Below are 7955 nucleotides of genomic sequence, written 5' to 3'. Positions count from 1 at the left end.
CGCTCGGCGCGCGCGGCGTGCTGGCGCTGACGGCCGATGGCGCGGCGCGGCATTATCCGGCGCCGGCCGTGCAGGCCGTCGACACGACGGCGGCCGGCGATACCTTCATCGGCGGCTTTTCCGCGCGGCTCGCGGCCGGCGCGGACGTCGATACGGCCATCCGTTTCGCGCAACGCGCAGCGGCACTGTCCGTCACGCGAGCGGGCGCGCAGCCGTCGATTCCCACGCTGGCCGAACTGGCCGAATAGGGCCGGATCAAGCATCGCGGCCGGTACGTCGCAAACGACGGCCGGCCGCCTGCCTGCGACGCGCGCCGGCAGCGGGGCGCCGCCCATCCCTTGGCTTCCAAACACACGCTGAAACGTGCATTATTCATTTGGCCATTTGTAATAAACAGACGAATAATTCGAAAAAATAGCGGAAACACCATCAAGTTGTGCGGTGCATGGTCGTAAATGCACCAAGTGAAGCAATGCTTCGAAGCGACGGGCTGTCCCGTCCATCACGACGCAACACAGGAAGGATGATGGTGTTCAAAAACCTGACGATTCGTGCGCGCATCGGTTTCACGATGGCGTTTCTGGCGGTGCTCCTGGGTGTGATCGGCGGGCTCGGCGTGTACGGCATGACGCGCGCGAACGAGACGACGCGGGATATGTTCACGAACCTGATGCCGAGCGCGGTAGACGTCTCGGTTGCCGAAATCTACGCCGCGCGCGAACGCCTGGCGCTCGACCGAGGGGCGCTGCTGGCCGGCACGCCGGACTCAGCGGCGGCCGTGGAGCGAAGCCGCGCGATGCGTGCGCAGTCCGACACGTGGTGGCAGAAATACCTCGCGTTGCCGCGCGGTCCGGAGGAAGACCGGCTCGCCCAGGACGTCGCCGCGAAGCGGCAGGCGTTGCAGCGCGAGTGCGACGCGTTCGCGAGCGTGATCGGGGCGAATCAGGCCGACCGGATCGGCGATGGCGCGAAGCAGCTTCAGGCGCGCTACAACGACCTCGCGATGGCGAGCGAGGCGCTGCGCAACTTCCAGTTCACTGACGGGCAAACCAGCTTCGATCACGCGGAATCGGTGTACGACACGCTGCGCGTGCTGGCGATCGTCGCGCTGCTGGCCGGCTTCGGCGCCGCGGTCGTGTCGTGGCTGACGCTGAGCCGCGCGATCGGCCGCCCGATTGCCGACGCGCTCGCGCATTTCGATGCGATTGCCGCCGGCGACCTGCGCCGGCCGATCGTCGTGGATCGCCGTGACGAGATGGGCCAGCTTCTCGAAGGCCTCGGCAAGATGCAGCGCGGGCTGGTCGACACGGTGCGCACCGTGCGCGGCGGCAGCGAGTCGATCGCGACCGCGGCGCGCCAGATCGCGGCCGGTAACATCGACCTGTCGTCGCGCACCGAGGAACAGGCCGCGGCGCTGCAGGAAACCGCATCGAGCATGGAGCAGCTGACCGGCACCGTGAAACAGAACGCGGACAATGCACGCCAGGCGAGTTCGCTGGCCGCGAATGCGTCGGAGATTGCAAACAAGGGCAATACGGTGGTCGGCCAGGTGGTCGGCACGATGGGCGAGATCAACGACAGCTCGGCGAAGATCGCCGACATCATCGCGATCATCGAAGGAATCGCGTTCCAGACCAACATTCTTGCGCTGAATGCCGCAGTCGAAGCCGCGCGGGCAGGCGAGGAAGGCCGCGGTTTCGCGGTCGTCGCGGGCGAGGTGCGCAGCCTGGCCCAGCGTTCGTCGGCCGCGGCCAAGGAGATCAAGGTGCTGATCGACGCGTCGGTGGAGCGCATTCGCTCGGGTTCCACGCTGGTCGACGAAGCGGGTCGCACGATGAGCGATGTGATCGGTGCGGTGCAGCGCGTGACGGACATCATGGGCGAGATCGCGGCGGCGTCCGAGGAGCAGAGCGGCGGGATCGACCAGGTGGCGCGCGCGGTCGCGCAGATGGACGAGGTCACCCAGCAGAATGCGGCGCTCGTCGAGGAAGCCGCGGCTGCCGCGCAATCGCTCGACGAACAGGCCGGGCGCCTGCGTGAAACGGCGGCGGTATTTCAGCTCAATGAAGACACGGCACGGCCGGGCGCCGCAGCACCGGTTGCCGTGCGTCACGCGCCGCGTGCGGCCGCCGCAACGGTTGCGGTGCCCGTGCAGGCTGCTGTGCGCGACGATCGCGACACACCACCGAAACGCGTCGCCGCGGCGGCGCCGGCACGCAAGCCCGCCGCTGCTTCTGCGGCGCCCGCGCAAGCGGCCGCTACCGCCGGCGCGGACGATTGGGAAACCTTCTGATTCGCGCGCGCCGCGCATCTATCCCCATTAGGTGACGAACGACGCCCGCGACATGCGGGCGTCGTCGTTTCTGCGCTGGAGAAATGTGACAGGCGACGGGCATGAATGACGATCGTGCGACATTGCATGCAGGGTGAAATGTGCCTCGAAGGATGCGTGCACAGGTAGGGCGTCATGTTCCCGCATCCGTCGTACGGGTATTTCCGTAAGGGCGCTGCGAAAAAAATTTGTAACGGCGCGCGCAACGTGTCGTCGAAAACGACCGCTCGAACGTATAGGGATGAAGGGGAGAAGTGACGACGTCGGTTGTGTCCAACACACAAGACGTTCCGTTGTTCGACGAGACGCGACGGATGCAGTTTCTGCGGCTCGGGAGGTCGATTGTAAAACGACGAAATGTGTTGTCCAAGCGGTGTTGTCGAGAATGACGAACTTCATACGAAGAGTTCGTGAAAAAAAATAAGAAAGGGTTTAGGATGAATTCGAACGCGCTTGCTTCTGCGCAGTCGTACGAAGGCAGGCACGTCTTCAGACTCAGGCGAGGGAGGTAGCATGGATATTTACAGCAGCTTCGCGAACCGCTTCGAAAAAACGCGAGAGGAAGAGCTCTCGCTGGAGGAGTATCTCGCGCTCTGCAAGAACGATCCATCCGCGTACGCGACGGCTGGTGAACGCATGCTGGAAGCAATCGGGGAACCTGAACACATCGATACCCGCAACGACCCGCGCCTGTCGCGGATCTTTGCGAACAAGGTCATCAAGGTCTATCCCGCATTCCGTGAGTTCTACGGAATGGAGGAGGTGATCGAGCAGGTGGTCGCCTACTTCCGCCACGCTGCGCAAGGGCTCGAAGAGAAGAAGCAGATCCTCTATCTGCTTGGCCCGGTGGGCGGCGGCAAGTCGTCGATCGCCGAGCGTCTGAAGCAACTGATGGAGCGCGTGCCGTTCTATTCGCTGAAGGGCTCGCCCGTCAACGAATCGCCGCTCGGGCTGTTCGACTACGACGAAGACGGTCCGATCCTCGAGGAACAGTACGGCATTCCGCGCCGCTATCTGAAGAACATCCTGAGTCCGTGGGCCGTCAAGCGGCTGCACGAATACAACGGCGACATCCGCCAGTTCCGCGTGGTGCGCCGCTATCCGTCGATCCTGCGGCAGGTCGGCATCGCGAAGACGGAGCCGGGTGACGAGAACAACCAGGACATCTCGTCGCTGGTCGGCAAGGTCGATATCCGCAAGCTCGAACAGTACGCGCAGGACGACGCCGACGCGTACAGCTACTCGGGCGGCCTGTGCCTGGCGAACCAGGGGCTGCTCGAGTTCGTCGAAATGTTCAAGGCGCCGATCAAGGTGTTGCACCCGCTGCTCACCGCCACGCAGGAAGGCAACTTCAAGGGCACCGAGGGCTTCGGCGCGATTCCGTTCGACGGGATCATCCTCGCGCACTCGAACGAGTCGGAGTGGAAGGCGTTCCGCAACAACCGCAACAACGAGGCACTGCTCGACCGGATCTTCGTCGTGAAGGTGCCGTACTGCCTGCGCGTGTCGGAAGAGACCAAGATCTACGAGAAGCTGATCCGCAACTCGTCGCTGGCCGAGGCCGTGTGCGCGCCGGGCACGCTGAAGATGATGTCGCAGTTCTCGGTGCTGTCGCGCCTGCACGAGCCGGAGAATTCGAGCCTGTTCTCGAAGATGCAGGTATATGACGGCGAAAACCTGAAGGACACCGATCCGAAGGCGAAGTCGTACCAGGAATACCGCGACTACGCGGGCGTGGACGAAGGGATGACGGGCGTGTCGACACGCTTCGCGTTCAAGATCCTGTCGCGCGTGTTCAACTTCGATTCGAGCGAGGTGGCGGCCAACCCCGTGCACCTGATGTACGTGCTCGAACAGCAGATCGAACGCGAGCAGTTCCCGCCGGAAACCGAGCAGAAGTACCTGTCCTTCGTGAAGGACGTGCTCGCGTCGCGCTACGCGGAATTCATCGGCAAGGAGATCCAGACGGCCTACCTCGAGTCGTATTCGGAGTACGGCCAGAACATCTTCGACCGCTACGTCACGTATGCGGACTTCTGGATCCAGGACCAGGAATTCCGCGACCACGACACGGGCGAGAGCTTCGACCGCGCCGCGTTGAACGCGGAGCTGGAGAAGATCGAGAAGCCGGCCGGCATCAGCAATCCGAAGGATTACCGCAACGAGATCGTGAACTTCGTGTTGCGTGCACGGGCGGCGAATGCCGGCAAGAACCCCGTGTGGACGAGCTACGAGAAGTTGCGCGTCGTGATCGAGAAGAAGATGTTCTCGAACACCGAGGAACTGTTGCCGGTGATTTCGTTCAACGCCAAGGGTTCGGCGGAGGAGCAGCGCAAGCATGAGGACTTTGTGAACCGGATGGTCGCGAAGGGCTATACGCCGAAGCAGGTGAGGCTGCTTTGCGACTGGTACCTGCGCGTGCGCAAGTCGTCATGACGCGCGCGGTACTGCGCCCGTACGGCGTCGCCGTACGGGTGTTTTCAGAGACGCCGCCCGCATGACGGGAGACGGCATGTGCGGCGAGCGTCCCGGCATATCGACTTTCGAGCGGGAGACCGGGAGTGCTTCATCAAATCATCGACCGCAGGCTGGCCGGCAAGAACAAGAGTATCGCCAACCGCGAACGCTTTCTGCGTCGCGTCAAGAACTACATTCGTCGTGCCGTGTCCGATGCGGTGCGCGACCGTAGCATCAAGGATATCCAGAGCACGCAAAGCATCACGATCCCGCGCAAGGACATCGCGGAGCCGAATTTTCGGCACGCCCCTGGCGGACGTCGTGAATACGTGCACCCCGGCAACGAGGACTACGTGCGCGGCGACAAGATCCCGCGTCCGCAGGGTGGTTCGGGCGGGGGAGGCAGTCAGGCGAGCAACGAGGGCGAAGGGCAGGACGACTTCGTGTTCGAGTTGTCGCGTGACGAGTTCATGCAGTACTTCTTCGACGACCTCGAACTCCCGCGCCTCGTGAAGACGCACCTGCTGACGGTGCCGAGCTGGAAGAACGTGCGCGCGGGCTGGTCGGCGGAAGGCACGCCGAACAACATCGACGTCGTGCGTTCGCTGCGCAGCGCGCTCGGGCGTCGCATCGCGCTCGGCTCGCCGCTCGTCAACGAGTTGCGCGAACTCGAGGCGCAGCTCGAGGCGGTGAAGCGCGATCCGGAAGACCGGCGCGCGGAGATCGCGGTGCTCGAGGCCGAGATCCATCACCTGAAGGGGCGCATCTGGCGGATTCCGTTCATCGATCCGTTCGACCTGCGCTACATCAACCGCGTGAAGCAGCCGCAACCGTCGAGCCAGGCCGTGATGTTCTGCCTGATGGACGTGTCGGGCTCGATGGACGAGCAGCGCAAGGATCTGTCGAAGCGCTTCTTCATCCTGCTTTACCTGTTCCTCAAACGGAACTACGAGCGCATCGAGGTCGTGTTCATCCGTCACCACACGCGAGCCGAGGAAGTCGACGAGGACACCTTCTTCCATTCGACCGAGAGCGGCGGCACGGTGGTGTCGAGCGCGCTCGAGCTGATGCGCAAGGTGATGAACGAGCGCTACTCGCCGACCGAGTGGAACATCTACGGCGCGCAGGCGTCCGACGGCGACAACTGGACCGACGATTCGCCCAAGTGTCGCAAAATCCTGGAAGAGGATATCCTCACGAAGACGCGTTACTTCGCGTATATCCAGGTCGCGCCGGAAGAGCAGAACCTGTGGCTGGAATACGCGCAACTGGCCCTGTCGCAGCCGCATCTCGCGATGAAAAAAGTGGAATCGGCTGCCGACATCTACCCGGTATTTCGCGAATTGTTCGAAAAGCAGGTGGAAATGTCATGACGACCCGCCATCTGCACAACGAGTCGCGCGGCTATGCGCCGCGCCCCTCCGGCGACGACACGGCCGGCCCTGCCGCATCGCAGCAACGCGGGCAGGCCGAACCGCCGCCGCCGGCCGCCGACTTGCCCGGCTCCGGGCGAAAGGAAGCGCGTATGAACGTTGCCGAACGCAAGCCGCTGCCGTGCCCGTCCGACTGGACGTTCGAACTGCTCGAGGAATACGACACGCACATCTCGCAGGTTGCCGAACAATACGAGCTCGATATCTACCCGATCCAGCTCGAACTGATCAGCGCCGAGCAGATGATGGACGCGTATGCATCGGTCGGGATGCCCGTCAACTACCGTCACTGGTCGTTCGGCAAGCATTTCCTGTCGACCGAGAAGAGCTACCGTCGCGGCCAGATGGGGCTCGCGTACGAAATCGTCATCAACTCGAACCCGTGCATCGCGTACCTGATGGAAGAGAACACGATGACGATGCAGGCGCTCGTCATCGCGCACGCGGCCTACGGGCACAACTCGTTCTTCAAGGGCAATTACCTGTTCCGGCTGTGGACCGACGCGCACGCGATCATCGACTATCTCGTGTACGCGAAGAACTACGTCGCGGAATGCGAGGAGCGCTACGGCCTCGATCGCGTCGAGGAACTGCTCGATTCGTGCCATGCGCTGATGAACTACGGCGTCGACCGCTACAAGCGGCCGCAGAAGCCTTCGCTGTCGAAGGAAGCCGCGCTGCGGCGCGAGCGCGAGGCGTACCTGCAGTCGCAGGTGAACGAACTGTGGCGCACGCTGCCGGGCAAGAAGCCCGAGCTGATGGAAGAACAGGAAGACCGCTATCCGCCCGAGCCGCAGGAGAACCTGCTGTATTTCGCGGAGAAGAATGCGCCGCTGCTCGAACCGTGGGAGCGGGAAGTGATCCGCATCGTGCGCAAGATCGGCCAGTATTTCTACCCGCAGCGGCAGACGCAGGTGATGAACGAAGGCTGGGCGACGTTCTGGCACTACACGCTGCTGAACACGCTGTACAACCAGGGGAAGCTGGAAGACAGCTTCATGATGGAATTCCTGCACTCGCACAGCAACGTGGTCTACCAGCCGCCCGTCACGAAGCCGTACTACAGCGGGATCAACCCGTATGCGCTCGGCTTCTCGATGATGAGCGACATCCGGCGGATCTGCGAAGCGCCGACGGAAGAAGACTACAAGTGGTTTCCGGAGATCGCGGGCACCCCGTGGCTGCCGGCGATGCATTATGCGATGCGCAACTTCAAGGACGAGAGCTTCATCGCGCAGTATCTGTCGCCGAGCCTGATCCGCGACATGCGGCTGTTCTCGGTGCTCGACGACGATATGCGCGATTCGCTCGAGGTGTCGGCGATCCACGACGATTCGGGCTACCAGTACGTGCGGCAGGCGCTGTCGCGGCAGTACGACATCCATCACCGCGAGCCGAACATCCAGGTGTGGGCGGTGAATACGCGCGGTGATCGCAGTCTCACGCTGCGCCACTTCATGACCGACAACCGCCACCTGTCGAACGACAGCGACGAGGTGCTCAAGCACATGGCGCGGCTCTGGCAATTCGACGTGTTCCTGGAAAGCGTCGACGAGGCCGGCACCGTGCGCAAGCGCTACGAGTGCCGCTACGTGCCGCCGGAGGTGCGGATCTGAACGTGTCGCCTGCGGAATGCTTGCATCGGACGCCAGCCTTGCGGCTGGCGTTTTCATATGACGAACGCGTGCCGGGAGAAAAATTTTCTACATCGGGACGAACCCGGAGAGCCCGTT

The 7955-nt window shown here is 63.1% G+C and carries 5 protein-coding genes; all 5 read left to right on the top strand.

What is annotated here, in order from left to right; translation table 11 throughout:
- Positions 1 to 248, top strand: a 248-nt coding sequence (locus G3N96_RS18715; RefSeq protein ID WP_241022709.1) for a PfkB family carbohydrate kinase, incomplete at its 5' end; no start/stop codon positions are given.
- 278 nt (positions 249 to 526) lie between these two features.
- Complete coding sequence (locus G3N96_RS18710; protein WP_206138070.1) at positions 527 to 2293, top strand: methyl-accepting chemotaxis protein; 1767 nt, start codon at positions 527 to 529, stop codon at positions 2291 to 2293.
- A gap of 552 nt (positions 2294 to 2845) precedes the next feature.
- Entirely contained in the window at positions 2846 to 4768 is a 1923-nt protein-coding gene (locus G3N96_RS18705; protein ID WP_011351905.1) for a PrkA family serine protein kinase, read from the top strand.
- Positions 4769 to 4893: 125 nt separating this feature from the next.
- Entirely contained in the window at positions 4894 to 6162 is a 1269-nt protein-coding gene (locus tag G3N96_RS18700) for a YeaH/YhbH family protein (protein WP_206138069.1), read from the top strand.
- Positions 6159 to 7838: a SpoVR family protein gene (locus G3N96_RS18695; RefSeq protein WP_089425356.1), complete on the top strand. Its 1680-nt coding sequence runs from the start codon at positions 6159 to 6161 to the stop codon at positions 7836 to 7838. Before G3N96_RS18700 ends, G3N96_RS18695 begins: the two co-directional genes overlap by 4 nt.
- Positions 7839 to 7955 lie beyond the last annotated feature (117 nt).

Source organism: Burkholderia sp. Se-20373, from assembly GCF_017104705.1.
GTDB lineage: Bacteria > Pseudomonadota > Gammaproteobacteria > Burkholderiales > Burkholderiaceae > Burkholderia.
The sequence above is the reverse complement of the archived record's forward strand: the minus strand, read 5'-3'. Positions and strand labels throughout refer to the sequence as shown.

Coding starts and splice junctions, on each gene's coding strand:
- G3N96_RS18705 (WP_011351905.1), top strand. CDS start 2,846: ATGGATATTTACAGCAGCTTCGCGAACCGCTTCGAAAAAACGCGAGAG.
- G3N96_RS18710 (WP_206138070.1), top strand. CDS start 527: ATGGTGTTCAAAAACCTGACGATTCGTGCGCGCATCGGTTTCACGATG.
- G3N96_RS18695 (WP_089425356.1), top strand. CDS start 6,159: ATGACGACCCGCCATCTGCACAACGAGTCGCGCGGCTATGCGCCGCGC.